Source organism: Proteus vulgaris, assembly GCF_033708015.1.
Taxonomy (GTDB): Bacteria; Pseudomonadota; Gammaproteobacteria; order Enterobacterales; family Enterobacteriaceae; genus Proteus.
Genome location: NZ_CP137920.1, coordinates 1,565,484 through 1,585,146, shown reverse-complemented (window position 1 = coordinate 1,585,146; position 19,663 = coordinate 1,565,484). Strand labels below are relative to the sequence as shown.

The 19,663-nt window shown below is 35.5% G+C and carries 19 protein-coding genes; 5 read left to right on the top strand and 14 right to left on the bottom strand.

The genetic code is table 11. The features are described 5' to 3' along the window. Positions 1-100 precede the first annotated feature (100 nt). Positions 101-1,363, bottom strand: coding sequence for an MFS transporter (locus SB028_RS07470; RefSeq protein ID WP_069368107.1), 1,263 nt, complete (start codon positions 1,361-1,363; stop codon positions 101-103). A 252-nt stretch (positions 1,364-1,615) separates the two neighbouring features. Between SB028_RS07470 and SB028_RS07465 the strand changes: the two genes are divergently transcribed. The 4 genes from SB028_RS07465 (at position 1,616) to SB028_RS07450 (ending at position 5,352) form a co-directional block, all read left to right on the top strand. Continuing rightward, complete coding sequence (locus SB028_RS07465) at positions 1,616-2,023, top strand: VOC family protein (protein WP_069368106.1); 408 nt, start codon at positions 1,616-1,618, stop codon at positions 2,021-2,023. A gap of 36 nt (positions 2,024-2,059) precedes the next feature. Further along, a complete protein-coding gene (locus SB028_RS07460) occupies positions 2,060-2,659 on the top strand; it encodes a LysE family translocator (protein ID WP_069368105.1) in 600 nt (199 codons plus the stop codon). Between the two features lie 111 nt (positions 2,660-2,770). Further along, positions 2,771-4,201 carry an exodeoxyribonuclease I gene (gene sbcB / locus SB028_RS07455; RefSeq protein ID WP_069368104.1) on the top strand — a complete coding sequence of 477 codons (1,431 nt, stop codon included), beginning with the start codon at positions 2,771-2,773 and terminating at the stop codon, positions 4,199-4,201. Between the two features lie 161 nt (positions 4,202-4,362). Further along, positions 4,363-5,352: a DUF4917 family protein gene (locus SB028_RS07450; RefSeq protein ID WP_069368103.1), complete on the top strand. Its 990-nt coding sequence runs from the start codon at positions 4,363-4,365 to the stop codon at positions 5,350-5,352. A gap of 64 nt (positions 5,353-5,416) precedes the next feature. Here the strand turns inward: SB028_RS07450 and dld are convergent, their stop codons facing one another. Further along, positions 5,417-7,177, bottom strand: a complete 1,761-nt coding sequence (gene dld / locus SB028_RS07445) for a D-lactate dehydrogenase (protein WP_069368102.1) — start codon at positions 7,175-7,177, stop codon at positions 5,417-5,419. 219 nt (positions 7,178-7,396) lie between these two features. Then, positions 7,397-8,284, bottom strand: a complete 888-nt coding sequence (locus SB028_RS07440) for a LysR family transcriptional regulator (RefSeq protein WP_069368101.1) — start codon at positions 8,282-8,284, stop codon at positions 7,397-7,399. Positions 8,285-8,432: 148 nt separating this feature from the next. Here SB028_RS07440 and SB028_RS07435 point away from each other — a divergent pair, with 148 nt between their 5' ends. Beyond that, positions 8,433-10,082, top strand: a complete 1,650-nt coding sequence (locus SB028_RS07435; RefSeq protein ID WP_069368100.1) for an alpha-keto acid decarboxylase family protein — start codon at positions 8,433-8,435, stop codon at positions 10,080-10,082. A 1,030-nt stretch (positions 10,083-11,112) separates the two neighbouring features. On the opposite strand, the gene SB028_RS07430 is transcribed toward SB028_RS07435, so the two are convergent. From SB028_RS07430 to SB028_RS07380, 11 genes are all read right to left on the bottom strand, one after another. Further along, a complete protein-coding gene (locus SB028_RS07430; RefSeq protein ID WP_318860047.1) occupies positions 11,113-11,403 on the bottom strand; it encodes a hypothetical protein in 291 nt (96 codons plus the stop codon). 328 nt (positions 11,404-11,731) lie between these two features. After that, complete coding sequence (locus SB028_RS07425) at positions 11,732-12,097, bottom strand: hypothetical protein (RefSeq protein ID WP_139151998.1); 366 nt, start codon at positions 12,095-12,097, stop codon at positions 11,732-11,734. Positions 12,098-12,202: 105 nt separating this feature from the next. Continuing rightward, entirely contained in the window at positions 12,203-12,436 is a 234-nt protein-coding gene (locus SB028_RS07420) for a hypothetical protein (protein WP_069369152.1), read from the bottom strand. 1,008 nt (positions 12,437-13,444) lie between these two features. Beyond that, the gene (locus SB028_RS07415; protein WP_318860045.1) at positions 13,445-14,410 is read right to left on the bottom strand and encodes a hypothetical protein; all 966 of its coding nucleotides are present in this window, start codon (positions 14,408-14,410) and stop codon (positions 13,445-13,447) included. Positions 14,411-14,502: 92 nt separating this feature from the next. Further along, the gene (locus SB028_RS07410) at positions 14,503-15,528 is read right to left on the bottom strand and encodes a VENN motif pre-toxin domain-containing protein (protein ID WP_069368307.1); all 1,026 of its coding nucleotides are present in this window, start codon (positions 15,526-15,528) and stop codon (positions 14,503-14,505) included. 86 nt (positions 15,529-15,614) lie between these two features. After that, the gene (locus tag SB028_RS07405) at positions 15,615-16,217 is read right to left on the bottom strand and encodes a hemagglutinin repeat-containing protein (protein WP_171729925.1); all 603 of its coding nucleotides are present in this window, start codon (positions 16,215-16,217) and stop codon (positions 15,615-15,617) included. Positions 16,218-16,365: 148 nt separating this feature from the next. Further along, entirely contained in the window at positions 16,366-17,001 is a 636-nt protein-coding gene (locus tag SB028_RS07400) for an SMI1/KNR4 family protein (protein WP_069368305.1), read from the bottom strand. A gap of 49 nt (positions 17,002-17,050) precedes the next feature. Next, a complete protein-coding gene (locus tag SB028_RS07395; RefSeq protein WP_069368304.1) occupies positions 17,051-17,431 on the bottom strand; it encodes a VENN motif pre-toxin domain-containing protein in 381 nt (126 codons plus the stop codon). A 214-nt stretch (positions 17,432-17,645) separates the two neighbouring features. Then, complete coding sequence (locus SB028_RS07390; protein ID WP_069368303.1) at positions 17,646-18,146, bottom strand: hypothetical protein; 501 nt, start codon at positions 18,144-18,146, stop codon at positions 17,646-17,648. After that, on the bottom strand, positions 18,130-19,149 hold the full coding sequence (locus SB028_RS07385; RefSeq protein WP_069368302.1) for a DUF6862 domain-containing protein: 1,020 nt from the start codon (positions 19,147-19,149) through the stop codon (positions 18,130-18,132). The genes SB028_RS07390 and SB028_RS07385 overlap by 17 nt, the downstream gene beginning before the upstream one ends. A gap of 23 nt (positions 19,150-19,172) precedes the next feature. Continuing rightward, positions 19,173-19,658: a hypothetical protein gene (locus SB028_RS07380; protein WP_069368301.1), complete on the bottom strand. Its 486-nt coding sequence runs from the start codon at positions 19,656-19,658 to the stop codon at positions 19,173-19,175. Positions 19,659-19,663 lie beyond the last annotated feature (5 nt).

Genomic DNA, 19,663 nt, shown 5'->3' with positions numbered 1-19,663 from the left:
CTTTAAGCCGTAAATGTTCACTTCATTAATAATAAGAAAAGGGCTACACATTTCTACGGGTAGCCCAAATCAACATGACAAAAGATAAATTAATCAGCAATTAAATAGGTTGTGCTTTATTTTGATCTTCGTGTTGTAAATCATCAATTGGCAATAACGCTTTCGCATCTGAACGTAATAACACCGCTGAGAGAAGCGTTGTGCCTATCACAATACATCCCATCACCATATAGGTTGGTGCAAAACCATAATGATCATAACCATAGCCAGCTAATGGAGATAATAATGTAGCGACAATAGAGCTCACACATTGAAAACCGACTAAATAGAGCGTTGAAGATAAACGTTTATCAAAGTGTTGGCTGTTATATTTAAAAATTGAAATCAATAAAATGGGTAATTCAACAGCATGTAATAATTTCATACAAGAGATCAAAATGGGTCCTTCAACTAGCCCAGAACCTATAATACGTGCAGCCATAACACTGCTTGCCAGTAATAACCCATTTTTAGCACCAATTCTATTTACAAGGAAAGGCGCGATAAACATACCACCCGCTTCTAAAAATACCTGCAATGAATTCAGATATCCGTACATCTCATTACCTTGTTGCAAGGTCGCAAATTGCGATGAGAAAAAGACGGGAAATTGTTGGTCATAAACCCCATAAACACAGGTGCCAATAACAAACAAAATAAGCGCCCAAAAACGAGGCAATGAAAGTAAATTCAGTGCATCTTTTATGGTAATAGCGGATGTTTTTCCATGCTCTAATTGATTAAATGCGTCTGATTTACCTGTTTTTAACAGTGCTAAAAGAATTAAAAACACAACACCAGAAATAGAAGCCATTACAAAATTATAATTAGGATCGATATTTATATTGTGTCCGGCAATAAATGTTGCAGATGCCCAACCTAATGATCCCCACATTCTCGCCCTACCGTATTCAAAACCACGAATACGACTAACACGCTCTGTATAGGATTCTAATACACCAATCCCCGCATTAAATGTCATACCAACATATAAGCCTCCAAGAATGGAGCCAACAAAAATATTCCAACGTAATATTGATGCGAAACCCAGAAAAAAAGGACCAGAAAGAATCAGTAAAACTGCAATCACTAATAATAAATTTTTTCTTAACCCTAATTTATCTTGAATAAAACCATATAAAGGTTGAGCACATAACGCAATCAGAGAAATTGCAGAGAATATTAATCCAGTATCAGTCGCTTTTAATCCTACATACTGATTTAGCCAAATAGAAACTAACGAGAAGGATGAAGACCAGGTAAAAAAGAAGAAAAATAATAGCGCACTTAAGATCGCATAGTATTTTTTTGAGTCTTTGTTCATTGGTTGAGCGCCTTATAAAATCATTTCACCCTTAAATGTTAACGTTAACTTTTAACTTCACAAACAATTATATCGCTTTAATGTGATATAAAGCACATAAGTTAACGTTAACAATTTGAGTTGTGTGTACTGGATCTACTTATTTTTTATTGCGAGGACTAACAGTAAAACGCACAAACAGATACCATATAATTCCTTTTCTTTAATTTCCTTTGATAAAATAGCGATATCCTCTATAACTCGCTTAAAACTATGTTAACTGATTTAAACCATCTAACACTCACTGTCAATAATGTGACCAAGAGCTTTGCCTTTTATACTGAAATATTAGGTTTTAAACCTCTTGCTTTATGGGATAACGGTGCTTATCTACAACTGGGCTCCTTATGGTTATGTTTATCTCACGATAAACGCCATATTACTGAAGACAGTGATTACACCCACTATGCTTTCAGCTTATCTGCAAATAATTTTGAAACCTTTAAACAGCACCTTTTATCCCATGGTATTACTGCATGGAAAGAAAATAAAAGTGAAGGTGATTCATTCTATTTTTACGATCCTGATCATCATAAACTTGAAGTCCATGTGGGTGATTTAAAAAGTCGCTTAGAAACTTGTCGTCAACATCCTTATTCTGGTATGCAATTTTTCGACTAAGTGAAGAATATAAGGACCACTGGTTAAGATAATACGATGGATATACTTGGTTTTATTATTACGTTGCTACCTATAATTATCTCTCCAGGTGCAAGCTTTACAATTGCTTTAGATAGCACCTTAACCTATGGCATAAAAGGGTTATTGACCACGATTATAGGCACCGCATTAGGCATTATTACTCACGGAATTTTGGTCGGATTGGGAATAACCAAATTATTAGTTTCATCCCCTTCTGCTTTTATGGTATTAACCATTTTTGGTAACTTATATTTAATTTATCTTGGAATTTCACTAATACATTCAGGATTAAAAGCCGCTAAAAACACCACAATTATTCATCAAAAAGCCTCTATCAAAACAGCTTATATTGCTAATGTGCTTAATCCTAAAGCAATTATATTATATCTTGTGGTTGTTTCCAGTTATGCAGGTGCGACACCAACACTAGGTCATTATCTTGTTTTATCTTCTATTCATATCTTAATGATGAGTCTCTGGCTGATGACTTGTTGTTGTTTTATTTTATTATCATCAAAAAAAATCAATATTGTTACTATGAAAAAAGTGATCAATATTAGCGGTGGTACGCTCCTACTTATCCTCACCGCAATACCTTATATTAACGCATTTTAATCTGGTATTTCACGTTTACTACATTATGGTTTACCATGGTCTTCATTAAGCCCAATACAACTCATTGAATAATGATTTAAAAAATCATCAATACATTTACGGTAGGAAACCTTGTCTAATTCAGCGAAAACGCCCACATTTTACATCCATGACTACGAAACCTTTGGTACTCACCCAGCGCTAGATCGTCCCGCTCAGTTTGCAGGTGTAAGAACAGACATGGATTTCAACATCATTGAAGATCCTCTTGTGATTTATTGCAAACCTAATGATGATTATTTACCTCACCCAGAAGCTGTCATGATCACAGGAATAACACCACAAATTGCGGCAAAAAATGGAGTGATTGAAGCTGAATTTACTCGTCAAATTCATCAAGCTTTTAGCCAGCCGAATAGCTGTATTATGGGTTATAACAATCTCCGATTTGATGATGAAGTGACTCGTAATATCCTTTATCGTAATTTTTATGATCCTTATGCTTATAGCTGGCAAAAAGGTAATTCACGTTGGGATTTACTTGATGTTTTACGTGCCTGTTATGCACTGCGCCCAGAAGGTATTGTTTGGCCTGAAAATGAAGACGGTTTTCCAAGCTTCCGTTTAGAGTTATTAACCAAAGCCAATGGTATTTCTCATGAGAATGCGCACGATGCAATGTCTGATGTTTACGCCACCATTGCGATGGCAAAAAAATTAAAACAAGCACAACCGCGTATGTTTGATTATTTCTTTAATTTACGCGATAAACGCAAAGTTCAGGCACTCATTGATATTCCGGCAATGACACCCATTGTGCATGTTTCAGGTATGTTTGGTGCCGCACGTTCTAATTTAAGTCTTGTTGCACCATTAGCGTGGCATCCTGATAATCGCAATGCGGTTATTGTTTGCGACTTAGCCGCAGATATATCCCCTTTATTAACACTCGATGCAGACCAATTGCGTGAACGTTTATATACACCACGTAGTGAATTATCAATTGATGAACCACCTGTTCCAATTAAATTACTGCATATTAATAAATGTCCCATTGTGGCACCGCAAAATACATTAAGACAGCAAGATGCAGATAGGATTGGTTTAGATGTTGATACTTGCTTAAAAAACCAAACAATCTTGTTTTCGCATCCTGAAATACGCAATAAAGTAGTGGAAATATTTGCGCAACAAACGCCTTTTGTTGTTTCTAATAATGTTGATTCACAAATTTATAATGGTTTTTTCAGTGAAAACGATCGTAGTGCGATGGAGATTATTCGCTCAACACAGCCACAGAACTTACCCGCTTTAAATTTAACGTTTGAAGATGCAAGAATGGAACCTCTGTTTTTCCGTTATCGTGCCAGAAATTATCCTTCAACGCTTAATTATGACGAACAACAACGTTGGTTGGCGCATAGAAAAGAGATGTTAACACCAGAAAAACTAACCGAATATATTAATACCATTCAGTTATTAGCAGAAGAACACGCCGATAATGAGGAAAAATTAAAACAGCTACAAGCACTTTATTCATACGCTCAAGAGATTGCTAGTTAATACTATTCAATAAATTATTAATCAATACCAGAGATTATTGTGATCTCTGGTATTAATATACCTTTCTAGGTATAAATTGATTATATATTTACGAATAGCTACGCATAAAGACTAAATACAAATAAATATAATAACCACTCATATTTTATATCGAGGTTATTATGAGCTTTAAAGTAGAAGAGTGGAATGCTGTTTCTGAGTTATTTACAGGAAGTTTATTATTAGGAAATGGTTCATCAATTGCTATAGATCCTAGTTTTAATTACTCTAATTTATTTTCTAATGCTAAGTTACCGGAAAATGTAAAAAGTATTTTTGATTCTTTTCACTCTCAAGATTTTGAATATATTTTAAGAAAGTTCACCCAAGCGACAGTAATAAATAATATATTTAATATTGATTGTGATCATATTCATCAGGCTCACAGTCAAGTAAAAAAAACCTTAATTAATACCGTTAAAAGTATTCACCCTTGCATTGATAAAGTAAGAGATAAAATTAATAATTGTGCTAGTTTTATTAAGCAGTTTGACACAATATTCAGTTTAAATTACGACATTATGCTTTATTGGGCTATCATGCAAGTTAATGATAATCATCCATATCCACTTTTTAAAGATTGTTTCAATCGTAGTAGTTTTTATGAAGATTTTGAAGAATACCGCGAATACAGAGGTAATCGTTCTAATCTTGTTTTTTATCCTCATGGTAATCTTATCCTTGCAAAGAATGAAAATGATGAAGAGTTAAAATTAAGTATTCAAGGCGATAACCATCTTATCGATCAAATTAGTCAAAATTGGGATGATCATAATTACTCTCCGCTATTTATCTCTGAAGGTACAAGTGAAGAAAAACTAAAAACTATACGTTCCAGTAACTATTTAACACGTATTTATCATGAAGCTATTCCAACCATTAATGATAGTTTACTCATTTTAGGCTGGAATATGGGTACTCAAGATGAGCATATATTAAAACAAATCCCTTTTGATAAAATTGAAAACCTTGGGATTGTGATTTTGATGGATGATAAATATGAAGATAAATGTAATTATTTTTATTCTCGCATTAGTCATTTTATTAACCCTAATAAAATTGATGTTCATTTTATTGCTCATAATAGCAAAGCATTATGGGCTAATGACTAAATAGACAAAAGGCAGGTTTTATCCTGCCTTTTATTTTTAATTTAATAAACACAATCTACAATAGTTATTCTTTATTCTCTGCACTAGTGTCATTATGTGCACGTCCACAACCACACTCTTCTCCCCAATATTTTAGTTTTGAGGTCTTGCCAATACCTGGGTTCATGCTATTGGTTGGATCGTTACGTTTATAGAATGCTTTTAATTGAGGCTTAGCATAATACATATGACCTACGTTATGCTCTGCTGGATATTCCGCACCACGTTGATCTAATAATGCTAGCATTTCTGCTTTTAGTGCCTTAGCATCAACACCTTTTTTAATAATATAATCTTGGTGCATAACGTGACACATAAAATGCCCACAATAGAGTTTATAAAGTAATTTATTCTCTATTTCAGGCGGTAATTTTTCAAACCAATCTTTATCATTACGGCGCAATGCAATATCTAATGGCAACACATCCTCTACATCATTAACATGAACGGCATGATAACGCACAGCAGCACCTGCAGCAGCAAAACGATGTAAGAAGGCTTTATTTCCCTCTTCTTCAGTGCATTCAAAATAATCACCTGATGCTAGCTTAAAGTACTCTTTTAAATAAGTTGCCGCTTCTTCAATTCCATCATCTGCCATTCTTAACATAAGATGATGTTCATATTTGTCACGAAAATCTGTCATACGCTCTGGTAAATGAGCTGGCCATAGTTTGCTCATAAACTGCATTGTTCTATCTACCATATTTTTAGGTAAAAAAGGCACTTTATTTAATACCGCATCTATTCGCCCTTTTACAGCAAATAATATTGGCATTTTGTCTGTACCTAATTTATCAATCACCAAGAACGTATCTTTTCCATACACTTCAGCCATTTTATAATAGCTTCTATGCATATATTCCCCAGCAACAGGTAACTTTTTAAAATGGCTTAAAATATGACGGCGAATATCTTCAAGTTCGTCCGGATTATTAGTACCAATATAAAAAACCTGAGTACGATGATCGGCGGGGAAAGTATCTAACCTCACAGCAAATACAGATAATTTTCCTGCACTCCCAGCGGCCTCATATAAACGCCGTTCATCATTATTAAAACGAGAAGGTGTATTAGCATCAACATCACGTATACGTTCATGATATTCATGATCAGAAGCTAATTTCTCTGTTATTTTTATCTGTTTCTCATGATAATGACGATTATCTAAATTGGTTAATATTTCCTCTGGTGTTTCACCTAAATCAATCCCTAAATGGTTAACTAATTCAGCTTCACCTTTTTCATTAACCCGAGCATAAAGGGATAATTCAGTATAAGCGGGTCCACGACGAACTAAAGCACCGCCCGAGTTATTACAAATTCCCCCGATGACTGACGCACCAATACAAGAAGATCCAATAACAGAATGAGGCTCACGCCCTAATGGCTTTAATACTTTTTCTAAATGCCATAGCGTACTGCCGGGGAAAGCAATAACTTGATTATGCTCTGAAAGAACCTGTATTTTGTCTTGACGTAATGTACTGATAATGACGATATCTCTATCATAATCATCACCATTAGGCGTCGAGCCCTCTGTTAATCCAGTATTCGCCGCTTGCATAATAATAATTTTATCGGCTTCAACACAGGTTTTAAAAACTCGCCATTGTTCTAATAGATCTGCGGGAAAGACAACTGCCAGCGCCTTACCTTGCCCTGAGCGAAAGCCTTTACGATAACGTTCTGTTTTATGTGCTTGTGTTAATACGTGTTTTTTACCAACGATGCCTTCAAGTTTACGAATAAAATGTTGATTTACAGAACTATTATTCTCATTCATTTTCCCTATCCTATACCTGTATTATCTGATTAATCTTTTATTTGCCCATTTTTATTATTACTCATAAGACAATGTGCAAAATATAAACTTATCATTTATATAACTGCTTTTATACTGCTATTCTCATTTCTTAAAAAATAACACTTATTTGTTTCTAAACATTTTTATTATTTAAAGATAAATTTAATATTTTTTTATTAAATAGAATATAAATAAGTACTATTTTAATATTAGCTTTTCTCTTGCTAACTGCTCCCATGCTTGGCAGCTTCGACTTTTGTAACTATTTTTATAATTTGCGAGCGCGATTTGATATGACAATATAGGTTCCACCACAGGAAGAACAACCAAATCATCAGTAGGATTTTTATTACACATACTGTTAGGTAAAAGCGTTACCCCTACCCCTGCTTTCACCATCGCAATAATTAAATCTAGATGGTTGCTACGCCCCGCAATAGTAGGCACTGTATTGTAAATACCACAAGCACTATAAATTAAATCATTGATACGAAAATCTTCAGAAAAGAAAATAAAAGACTCATTGATCAACTCATTAAAATGAATTTCTTTTTTTATTGATAAAGGGTGGGAGGGAGACATTAATAGCATTAAATGATCTTCTGAAAAAGGAGTTAATTCAAAACTCTCTTCATTAAAAGGCAATACGACCGCCGCGGTTTCAACTTTTCCTTCTCTCATGGCATCAGCCATTTGCTTAGTACCTAATTCAAATATTTTTAATTCAACCTGAGGATGGCGAGAACTAAACGCCATAATAATATCAGCAAAATACGTTGAGGCTATGACAGGAGGCAATCCAACATTTAGTGTTCCTGTTAATGGTCCAGACTTGTCTTGTAATGCTTTATTCATATTATTAAATTGTGCAAGTATTTGTTTAGCATGCTCAAATAGTATTGCACCATCATCCGTTAATCTAACCCCATCAACCTCCCTCACTAATAAAATAACGCCTAACTCATCTTCTAACTTCTTAATACTACGACTAATCGCAGGTTGCGTGATAAATAGTGCATCAGCGGCTCGGCTAAAGCCATTTAATTGAACAACCTCAACGAAATAGCGCAATGTGCGAACATCCATTAGCAACGCTTACCTTATTACATTTAGTTATACCCTCAATAATAATAAACCATTTCATATTAAATAATATCCGCGATACAACATAAAGCATAATGTAAAAGTATTACTCCACTTTTACAGTTCATTATTCGGATTTTCAGGAGATAATATGAATAAAACCGTCATTGAATATATATTAACCCGCTTATATGACTTAGGAATAAGTGATATTTTTGGTGTTGCGGGTGATTATGCTTTTCCCATAGAAGATACTATTTGTAATAGTAATCATATGCGTTGGATTGGCAACTGCAACGAACTAAATGCAGCCTACGCTGCTGATGGTTATGCCAGAATTAAAGGTATGGCTGCGTTATCGACAACATTTGGTGTTGGTGAATTAAGTGCGATTAATGCCATTGCTGGTGCTTATGCAGAAAACCTACCTATCTTCCATTTAGTCGGTATGCCAGCAAGTGGTGTACAAAAAAGTAAGCGCCTTGTTCATCATACCTTAGGCAATGGTGACTTTGACATTTTTTATCAATTAGGTCAGCGCCTTGCTTGTGCTCACGCAATTTTAACACCTGAAAATTGTATTACAGAAATGGAACGTTTGATTGCTACCGCATTAAAAGAACGTCGTCCTGTTTATATTGGTCTACCTTCTGATTATGCCACTATGCAAGTGATAGAAAATTCACCTGTTACCATACCGAAAAAAATAATAAGTGATAAAGAAGTACTAGAAAAAGTGGTATCACTCATTATTAAAAAGCTTACACACAGCAATAATATCTGCGTATTGCCAGGTATCTTATCCACACGTTTAGGGTTATCGGATAATGTCCAAAATTTTATCGATAAGACAGGCTTGCCTTATGCCACTATGTTTATGGATAAAAGTATTTTAAGTGAATCTCACCCTCAATATGTTGGTATGTATGATGGCAAATTAATGACACCTGAAGTCAGAGAATTTGTGGAAAATAGCGAGTATGTATTAGGAATTGGTGCAATGATGACTGACTTCAATACAGGAAGTTTCACTGCCAATATTAAACCAAAACAATTTATCAGCATCATGTCAGATTATGTTGAGATTGATTCTGTTATTTACCCTTCCGTTTACATGGAAGATGTTCTTTCTGAATTAACAAAACGCCTACCAAATAAAACTTATCATCAGATAAAAGCCAAGGGATTAGGTAAAGCGGTTATATCAGATAATGGTCAAATTACAGCGCAATATCTCTATCCACGTTTAGAGCAGTTCTTTAAACCTAATGATATTGTTATTGCTGAAACAGGCACCTCATCAATGGGATTAGGTTTTGCCCTATTACCCGAAGGTGCACAATTCCATAACCAAACATTATGGGGCTCTATTGGTTGGGCTACACCCGCTTCATTCGGAGCAGCGCTTGCCGCACCTGAAAAACGCGTTATTTTAATTACCGGTGAAGGTTCTCATCAATTAACTGTTCAAGAAATTAGCCAATTTGTTCGTTTCGGATTAAAGCCAATTATTCTTGTTTTAAATAATGATGGCTACTTAATTGAACGATTATTATGTGATTATCCTGAAGCTTATTATAACGATCTCGCTCAATGGAATTATCATCAATTACCTAAAGCCTTTGGCGCAAAAGACTGGTATTGTGAGAAAGTCACAACGATAGATGAATTAAATAAAGCACTTGAAGTAGCAGAATCAACCAATAGCGCCTCTTATATCGAAATCGTAACCGAACGATATGAGGCTTCTGAATTAGCACAAAAATTAAAAGAGTCTAAAGATTCGCTTTATTCATTTTAAACTATAGTATGATTTAAATAACAAAGCCTAGCTTATGCTTACCTCGCTTAAGCTAGGCTTTATTGATAACGTTCTTTTTAACTAAGCCAAATTAACGGTCACTTTGTATTCCTTAAGGATCTACAATAATCTATTACTTATTTTGCAATTATGTTCAGTAATACTTTCTCATAATATGCACTATATAAGTTGCAACTGTAAAATTATTCCCTTATTTCATCTATATAATGATACCGCAGATTGGGGGGCATTGTTATCAACATGATTACCTACTCTAGGTAAAGAGTTTTCTGTATGTATAAGCACTAGCTATTCAACTGGTGGAGAAAGAATAGAGCAACCCAAAATGTTTCTGTGTGAAAATGGAATGACTATCTATAATTAGCCATGTTATAAACGCATACTAACGCCTTTTATATTCTAAATAGTTAATTAAACAAATTACTACACCTAAAAATAACCCCATTACTCCTCCTATTTTTAATGCCTCAATAAAGTCATTTAATTCCCAAATAAACGATTTTTTTTCAAAATATAAAATTAGTTTGACTAGAAATTTAATTAAGATTATTGTCAAAAAAATAGTTACACACATACTCAAAAACCAAAATAAAAAATATATAAATAGTTTCATTTCTCATCCTCTAGCTTTAGTTCTTCTGTAATTATTTTATTTGCTGATTCAGAACCAATAGCACCTATTGTACTTCCTACAATACTTGGTACTACTGATACACTCGGCGGAACTGTAATTGATGGCATTACAACTAATAGGAAAATCCCAGCACTTAGACAGGGATCTTAGCATCATCTACGTAACTTATATTCTATAAACCACATTCCTATCCCAACGACCAACCCAGCCCATAGACTCGCTTTAATAATTTTCATTAAAAAATCGATCGAAAAAAGAAAATTCCCATCGAATAATAACCAAAGAATACACTCACCTATGCAGTATATAAACAGCCCCATAATAAACAGGCCTACCACACACAAAATAGTTACAACAAGAAAGTATTCAAATAGATTAGTTTTTTGATTCACTATTTTCTTCCTTAATTTCTTTAATTTTCTCTTGCATCAGAGCGTTTATAGTCTCTGTTGTAAAAGCAGAACCAACATTTCCCAAAATACCAGGCAAAAGATGAGGTTTCATATCCTTCGAAAGTCCGTATAATCCGTTTATAGCTCCACCTTGCAATTTAGGGTTGTATTTGGGATCCCAACCTCCTGTTTTCCACAATCTATATTGATTCCATCCATAACTTATAGGCTTATTGTTGTTTTCTGAAAGAGTTTGATATTCCCCCTCATCCACCAAATCAAACTGTTAAGGATCCAGTTGGCTGAGGAGTAAAATAATCATACAAAACTTAGTGTAATGCTAATTTTTTCTTTATCAGAATATTAGTGTCTTTTATGTTCAAGGTAACTGATTAAACAAGTAACTATGCTAAAGAAAAAACCAAATCCCATTCCCAAACATATATAATCTATAATATTCTCTTTAGTAATAGAAAAAAAACTACCTTCTATTAAGAAATAGAATATTAATTCTACTAGAGCTTTTATTATTAATAAAATAAGGAAAACCATAAAAGAGAATGCAACCCAAAGTAGAAGAAAATATTTAAGCAATCTCATTTTTATTCCTCGTTATTCAATTTTTTTATTTTATCTGTAACTATTTTGTTCGCACCTTCAGAACCCATAGCACCAGCACCACTTCCAACAATACTTGGTACTACTGATACACTTGGCGGAGCTGTAATTGATGGCATTACAACTAATGGGCGCTCTTTAAGCCCGCTAGACCAAGAATTAAATTTATTATCCAGACGATAAGTTAACCATTTTGTGCCTCCATAGCCGACTGTTGAACCCGCTAATGCGCCTCCCATTGAGACCCAAGGTGATTGCCCATCAATTAAACTTGAAATACCTGCGCTGGTTGTATTGGTTGTGAGCGTTCCCCAATACCCCATTCCTGGTGTTATTCCTCCTGTTAACATCGATAGGTGATTCTGGATAAATCGAATACAAACATTCGATGAATTTTATATTTATAGGATAATTAATTTTTATTAAAACATCTAAAATTAAAATCCGAACAAGAATTATTTTATTTTATGTTCTTTTATATATAGAATCCCAATACCCAATCCCATAATTGCACCTCCACCAATACTTACTTTTAATGCTTTTTTTATTTCATTAACTTTAAATGACATTGAAACGTCTGAATGAAAATAAAAAAACACCTCCACTAAAAAATAAAAAATCATTACACTTACAAATGAAACAAATATAAACATAATCATTAATATTATAATAAGAAAAATTCTTTTCACTCTTTTTTCTCCTCCTCAGCTTTTCTTGTATATACAAACCACCTAACTCAGATATAGCACGACTACTTAAGTTTCCTGCCCCAGAAGGAATTTTACTTTCGGATACTTTCTGCATAATATAAGAGTTTCCCTTCACCTCTGACTCTGAATATTTTCTCAACACTTCATAAAACTCTGGATTATTGGTTATAACCTTCATCACCGCAGGACAATGCCTTCCGTAATTTAACATAACACTCGGCGATTATATGTAATTGATACTACTCAATCACATATATTCAGCATTATATCTTGCGCTTTTTAGTGATAATAATTACAGAGTGGTGTTTGACTAGAGACTACAAAATTAATATCTACTTAATGATTGAATCAGCCACTCAATGTTTGTTTTCCCAATAATTCACAAATAGATGAATACCACTAAAACTCAAACCAAAGACTCCCCCAAAAATAATCGGCTTTTTAAAAAAAATATATCAATATAAAAAACACCTAATTTCATATAATGAACAAATTCAATAATAAAACCAAGCAATAAGAATGTAATAAAAACCAGTACAAAATAACAAAAAAATAACATTAAAAAATAATTAATTACTTTCATTTTCGTTCTCTATTATGATTTCCTTCAATACTTCGCTAGTTTCTTTATTTAAATACTCTGAACCCGCGGATCCAAGAAGGTTACCTATAATTCCAGGCATTGGCGATACACTCGGCGGAGCTGTAATTGATGGCATTACAACTAATAGGAAAATCCCAGCACTTAGACAGGGATCTTAGCATCATCTACGTAACTTATATTCTATAAACCACATTCCTATCCCAACGACCAACCCAGCCCATAGACTCGCTTTAATAATTTTCATTAAAAAATCGATCGAAAAAAGAAAATTCCCATCGAATAATAACCAAAGAATACACTCACCTATGCAGTATATAAACAGCCCCATAATAAACAGGCCTACCACACACCAAATAGTTACAACAAGAAAGTATTCAAATAGATTAGTTTTTTGATTCACTATTTTCTTCCTTAACTTCTTTAATTTTCTCTTGCATCAGAGCGTTTATAGTCTCTGTTGTAAAAGCAGAACCAACATTTCCCAAAATACCAGGCAAAAGATGAGGTTTCATATCCTTCGAAAGTCCGTATAATCCGTTTATAGCTCCACCTTGCAATTTAGGGTTGTATTTGGGATCCCAACCTCCTGTTTTCCACAATCTATATTGATTCCATCCATAACTTATAGGTTTACCCGCGAAACCATACCCCATACTAGAACCGAGACCTGCAGTAGTGGCATTTGTAAAAATTGTAAAAGGATCATCACCTTTAAACATGCTTAAAGCTCCTCCCATGCCTGCATTCCAAGCGACGGTTCCACCAAATTTCGTATATTCCGTCATAGCACCTGTCCCAAAAGCAAACACCACATCCTCTGGGTTGACTTCTCCTGTAAACACATATTGAATCCCAGCACTTGCTGTGGCTCCTATTGTTCCGGTTGTAAGCATCACTTTGCCTACTCCATCCCCCAAGAAATATGTTGTCATTCTGCCTGCCCCACCCAATAACGGTGCCATAACTTTGCCTACTCCATCCCCCAAGAAATATGTTGTCATTCTGCCTGCCCCACCCAATAACGGTGCCATAACTTTGCTTGCTACACCTCCCTGCAATACCTGAAGGGGGGTATCACCTATAGCCGCATTATCTCTATGGTAACCATACGTATTGACTAGATTATTGGCTTTTTTGAACAGTTTTTCTTCTTCTGTTTGTGTACGCGTCCAGTTCAGAGCTCCTAACCATCCGTCTTGCTCATACACCTGTAATCTTTCCCTGTCTGCCCAAGCATTTTTCGCGTCTGTGCTACCCGCGTATGGGAAGCCTTTGTTTGGGATCAGCGTCGAGTCCCCTTCTTTTAACAACAAAATGACCAACTGTTCAGCAGTTTTTGTACCGTACAACTGAGTTTTTTCATAGGCATATTGCTGTAATTCCTGCAGGAATCACTGTTGCTGCTCTGGCGTCAGGGACGCAGGATCTTTCCGGTACTGGTTTAACAGGTCATCGCTGATTTGGTCACGGACTTCCAACGCCAGTAACTCACGAATATCCCTCTCCGTATATTTGTTTCTCGCAACGCCTCACGGCTTTTATCCAATGCCTCACGTGAAATATCCCCCAAAAAGTTATTCTCAACCACCACTTTCCCGGCTTGGGCAGCATTGGCAACGCCTGTGCTATTATCGCTGATTAAACCGCCAGCAATCCCTGAAGCTAACGTTGCCCATGCACTTATATTTTGCTTTTCAGTTTCAGTCAGTTCATCGGGCGTTTTGCCATAAAGTGAATGCGATAAAATGCCCACTGTTTCCCCTGTCATTGCACCAGAGGCCTGCACTAAGGCATTTTCGCCTTTAGTTAATGCAAGGCCAGCATTCACCAAACCATGGGCAAGGGTGCGCTGAATATCACTTTCAACACTGTTGCCTTGAATTTGGTTTTTCACTTCATTGGCAAGGTAAGGCGCGGAACCATTAGCAATCGCGGTAACAATATTGTTGCCCATTATGCCTTGCGTAAATGCGGTGATAGCTTGAATTGCGCGGGTATATTTGCCCCCCGTACCAAAATCGGATTGGTTGGTATAGTCCTGTAATGCTTGCTGGAAGAGGTAATTTTGAACGTCACGCTCAGTAACATTCTCTTTAGTTTCAGAAAGGGCTTGGTAGATATCGTCGTAAGCCGTATCAGAAAGATTATCGAGTTTTGAATCAGCTTTCGCTTGGTTCGTACCACGAATAGTATCAACCGTGGTTGCCAAATCGATAACCTGCGCCCCAATTTCGCCCACCAACTGTTGTTTTTGTTGGCGATTTTGCTCTTTCTCTTTATCGAAGATTTTAGTTAACGTGCTGTGAGCGTTGTCGGCATCTTGGCTTAATTGCGCAATATCTTGTTGTTGATTATCGCTATCTCGTACTCGCCATGTGCCTTGCGATACCGCAGATTGAGTGGTGTTTTCAGCGCTGTCACTGTGGTTGCCTACCATGGCTAATGCATGCCCCATATTCGCCAGCATATTGCCCTCAACACCCCCTGAAGTACTTACACCACCAGATTGATGCTCAACTTTATATTCTGCGTAGTTATGGATATCACTAAAGCCTAATGTACCTGTATCGAGCTGATTATTTTTGCATCAGATTTACTGCTGATCACCGCGCCATCAAGTTGGGTATGTTTACCCACACTAATATCAAATCCTTGATTACCTGCAAATAAGCCCGTTTGTTCTTCCACTGAGCGGTATTTACTGTCCATTTTATCGCGACTAAACGAAATATTTGCCGAGCCTCCCGGTGTGCCCATTACATTGACACTACCACCCACACTTTCGTTCGATTGCTTCGACTGATAGTCATCAATGGATTGCTGGCTTTCAAGGTGTAAATCGCCACCCACTTTCGCAATAACTTTATCACCTTGAGCTTGTGCGCCTTTTAAGGTCGTATCTTGACCACTTTGTAAGGTGAGCGTTTGCCCTGCATTTAATGTGCTATTGGTGTAATAGGTGTGGTCGCCCTCCTCAAATCCCTTACCTCGACTTCCATTCGCATTAATGTTAACGCCAACACCACCTGAGCCCACCGTGACACCAACACCAACAGAAGCGCTTTTACTGCTGTTTTTGCTGTCTGTTGTTTCTTGGTTTTGTGCTGATTGTAATGTGATATAACGGCGTTGTATCTGGCGATTGTGATAGGCCAAAATCATAACTGCAATTTCGCTGAGAGAACTCAGATTTACACTGAAATTCAGTTCATTCTCCCAGTCGAATAACTATTTACTCAACTGGTGGAGAAAGAATAAATCAACTCAAAAGGCTTCTGTGTGGAACTGGAATTACTATCTATAACTAGTTTCTCGTATCAATAGAAATTCCTGTACCATCTGGAATATTTCTAATTTGTAATGCAAGATGCGCTCTAAACTTCATCGCATCTATAGAATTTGATAGATATAAATTTTCTAATGTATATTCCCCACCTAAAACAAATGGAACCTTAGGAATTAGCCTATGCATTGATGGAATTTTTCCATAAATATTCTGCCATTGATTAGCTAATGAATACCCAGTTAAAAAATTATAATCATCTAAAATTGCTTTACTCCACTCCTCAAAACTTCCCGCCAACTCACTAAATGAACCTGTCTCTGGATCAAAAACTTGAATCAGATCACCTTTAATACAGAACTGGTTTCCAAAAATATCTTCTGCAAAAAAAAATGCTTCTAGAGCCATATCTTTATATGCAGAAATCCACAATCTATTATTATTCCAATCAATTACACCGACTTCCTTACCTATACTTTCATATGGAAATAAATGTAATGCTGATTCAAATCCATAAAAACCGTTCTTTTTCTCTAGCAAAAAAACTAGTTGGTCTATTAATGATTGCCCATAATTTGATTCAATATTTTTTTTCAATTGATTAGGCGAGATATCATCACTACAAATTGATAATAATTTGTCTATAAAAAATCCCATTCTTATTTTCCTCTATCTTTTTCTTGTTTTCCAGATGATTCTTCTAATTTTATAATAACAACTGTACCATCAGGTAGATCACGGCATTGGCGACACCGGCACTATTATCGCTAATTAAACCGCCGGCAATCCCTGAAGCTAACGTTGCCCATGCACTTATATTCTGCTTTTCAGTCTCAGTCAGTTCTTCGGGGGTTTTGCCATAAAGTGAGTGCGATAAAATACCCACCGTTTCGCCGGTCATTGCGCCAGAAGCCTGCACTACTGTATTTTCACCTTTTGCTAGAGCAAGACCGGCATTGAGTAAACCGTGGGCAAGTGTGCGCTGAATATCACTTTCAACACTATTGCCTTGAATTTGGTTTTTCACTTCATTGGCAAGATAAGGCGCGGAACCATTAGCAATCGCGGTAACAATATTGTTGCCCATTACACCTTGCGTAAATGCGGTGATAGCTTGAATGGCTCGAGTGTATTTACCGCCTGTGCCAAAGTCAGACTGGTTGGTGTGATCCTGTCATACTTGCTGAAAATGGTAGAATTTGTGGCTGGGTAGCAGGTGTAGGTAGGCCTGTGCATTAAGCACAGGCAATTAATTATCCAGATTATTGAGACAGAGTGTTACTTTATTTTTATTATTAAATTTATAAAATATATTTATTAACCATCAATTCAATTTCTGAAAAAAAACTATCCTGGAAAAACTTATGAGAAGGAGCTAATAACTCCTTACAAAAAGAATCATTAGAAAGATCATTATAGCGAATAATAATCTTAGAAATTAATTCATTTATACCTTCTATTTTTAACTTTTCTTTGCTATTAATTGATAATCCAATCATCGTTGTAGATAATATAGATGGAGACATCCATTCCACATTTTTTTTAATATAGTCTAATGCATATTCTTTATTCACATCAAATAAAAGTGATAAACAACGTGCTTTTAAAAAATCATCTCCTATTCTCGATGACTCTATAATAACCTTACAATATTTATCACATAACTCTCCATCTAGAACTGATAACTCATTAAGTGCATTAGCAGCCTCATCATCAGGATTTTCAAAGGAATTAATATCTAAATACCCATTTTTAAGATAACTATCTAATCCTAATTTTATTTTTTCAACTTTTTTTCTCATTTAAAAATCTTCCTGTCGTCACTGTTGATAAGCGCTTTGAACCATCTGGTAATATTACCCATACAGCATTTATACGAACAGATTCATTGCTACCATTTTGACTTTTTAATACTATTGATGTCCAACGATTCTCTGGTGTCACCATTTTTGCAGTATCAAGTAATTTATCTATTATAAATTTATTATTTTCTTTTGTATCATTAAATCCTATTTTTTCTAGATCCATTCCCATTGTTCGTGATCGCCCAATTCCTTCTATATGAGTACTGATTTTACCCAATTCCTTTGGTTTATTCGGATCTTTAGCAAAAGCTCTTTGGTTATCACGTTTTTCATTTATTAACACTGATTGCCTTACTAATAACGATTCTAAATCTCCTTTTGCTTTGCCTCTAAGCCATATTTCTATCTTATCTACAGGTATAGCAGCATCGCCTTTAACCGCAGTTATATGCTCCCGACCATGAGCATCTGGTAACGAGTGAATTGAAAAATTACTGGATAACCTCTGTTGACTCACTAGAGTTTCTATTTTTCTCGCAGCGACTGAACCTATTAACGGCGTCATTGACGCGCTAATTATTTTCATTCCATCATAGGTTTTAATATAAGCCTCTGCTGTGGGCTTATCGACGCTAAGCTGCACCATGGCATAATTCACCATCGCATCCTGCACCTGTTTCTGATTCTGCGCATCAACACTAGTCATACTCAACAGACTTGTTATCTTGCTATAGGCATCCGCATACTGTTGGCTAGCTCTGGAATTATAGTTACCCGTATTTTCATATTCCCCTTTCGCGGTAATCACATCCAGACGAGCCTGAGCACATCCACTACTAGCCGCATTACCGTTATTACATGCATCAATCACTTTCTGATCACTAACGATATCCTTCTCACGCAGTGCATCATATTTCTGCTGCGCTTTCTCTCGTTCTATTGGATCTGTACTATTTCTAAGTGTCTTTTTTGCTATCTCGAGCTCTGTCTTTTCAGACACGCTCAACCAATTATTCTCAACAATTAAACCCCATAAGCTCGCGAGAAATTTTCAAATGATTCAGTTAGATGATAAAAATCTGCATTAGGATCATTTTTTACTTCTTGGTATCTAGCTACTAGTTTCTCGATGAGCCTATCTGGTGTTGGATGTGATGCTGGATCATTTTTTGCACAATAGAAATAAAATAAAGCTTTTTCTAGGCAAGGGATACTTAATTGATGAGCATTTTTATTTAAAAAGTCAAATGCGTAACTCCATTCAAATTCGGATAGTAATAATCTATTTAGACAGAGAGACTTCAAGAAATCATCGTTTATATTTTTATCAGTCAATATTTTTTTATAATAAAAAAATGCCTTTTTATTATCTAAAGAAGTTAACTCAGATAAATAGTCAAGTAGATCATTTACTGGATCATCAAATGACCTTGGGTCTACATAACCATAGGTTATATAATTATTTATGCCTACTAATATTTGTTCAATATTTTTATTTTTTTCACTCATAAGTT

What these genes read in the sequence shown, in the direction of transcription:
- SB028_RS07460 (WP_069368105.1), top strand. Translation starts at nt 2,060, where the DNA reads ATGGATATACTTGGTTTTATTATTACGTTGCTACCTATAATTATCTCT.
- SB028_RS07400 (WP_069368305.1), bottom strand. Translation starts at nt 17,001, where the DNA reads ATGGGATTTTTTATAGACAAATTATTATCAATTTGTAGTGATGATATC.
- SB028_RS07450 (WP_069368103.1), top strand. Translation starts at nt 4,363, where the DNA reads ATGAGCTTTAAAGTAGAAGAGTGGAATGCTGTTTCTGAGTTATTTACA.
- SB028_RS07465 (WP_069368106.1), top strand. Translation starts at nt 1,616, where the DNA reads ATGTTAACTGATTTAAACCATCTAACACTCACTGTCAATAATGTGACC.
- SB028_RS07380 (WP_069368301.1), bottom strand. Translation starts at nt 19,658, where the DNA reads ATGAGTGAAAAAAATAAAAATATTGAACAAATATTAGTAGGCATAAAT.
- SB028_RS07435 (WP_069368100.1), top strand. Translation starts at nt 8,433, where the DNA reads ATGAATAAAACCGTCATTGAATATATATTAACCCGCTTATATGACTTA.
- SB028_RS07410 (WP_069368307.1), bottom strand. Translation starts at nt 15,528, where the DNA reads ATGCTGGCGAATATGGGGCATGCATTAGCCATGGTAGGCAACCACAGT.
- SB028_RS07425 (WP_139151998.1), bottom strand. Translation starts at nt 12,097, where the DNA reads ATGTTAACAGGAGGAATAACACCAGGAATGGGGTATTGGGGAACGCTC.
- SB028_RS07440 (WP_069368101.1), bottom strand. Translation starts at nt 8,284, where the DNA reads ATGGATGTTCGCACATTGCGCTATTTCGTTGAGGTTGTTCAATTAAAT.
- SB028_RS07395 (WP_069368304.1), bottom strand. Translation starts at nt 17,431, where the DNA reads ATGGGCAACAATATTGTTACCGCGATTGCTAATGGTTCCGCGCCTTAT.
- SB028_RS07390 (WP_069368303.1), bottom strand. Translation starts at nt 18,146, where the DNA reads ATGAGAAAAAAAGTTGAAAAAATAAAATTAGGATTAGATAGTTATCTT.
- SB028_RS07470 (WP_069368107.1), bottom strand. Translation starts at nt 1,363, where the DNA reads ATGAACAAAGACTCAAAAAAATACTATGCGATCTTAAGTGCGCTATTA.
- dld (WP_069368102.1), bottom strand. Translation starts at nt 7,177, where the DNA reads ATGAATGAGAATAATAGTTCTGTAAATCAACATTTTATTCGTAAACTT.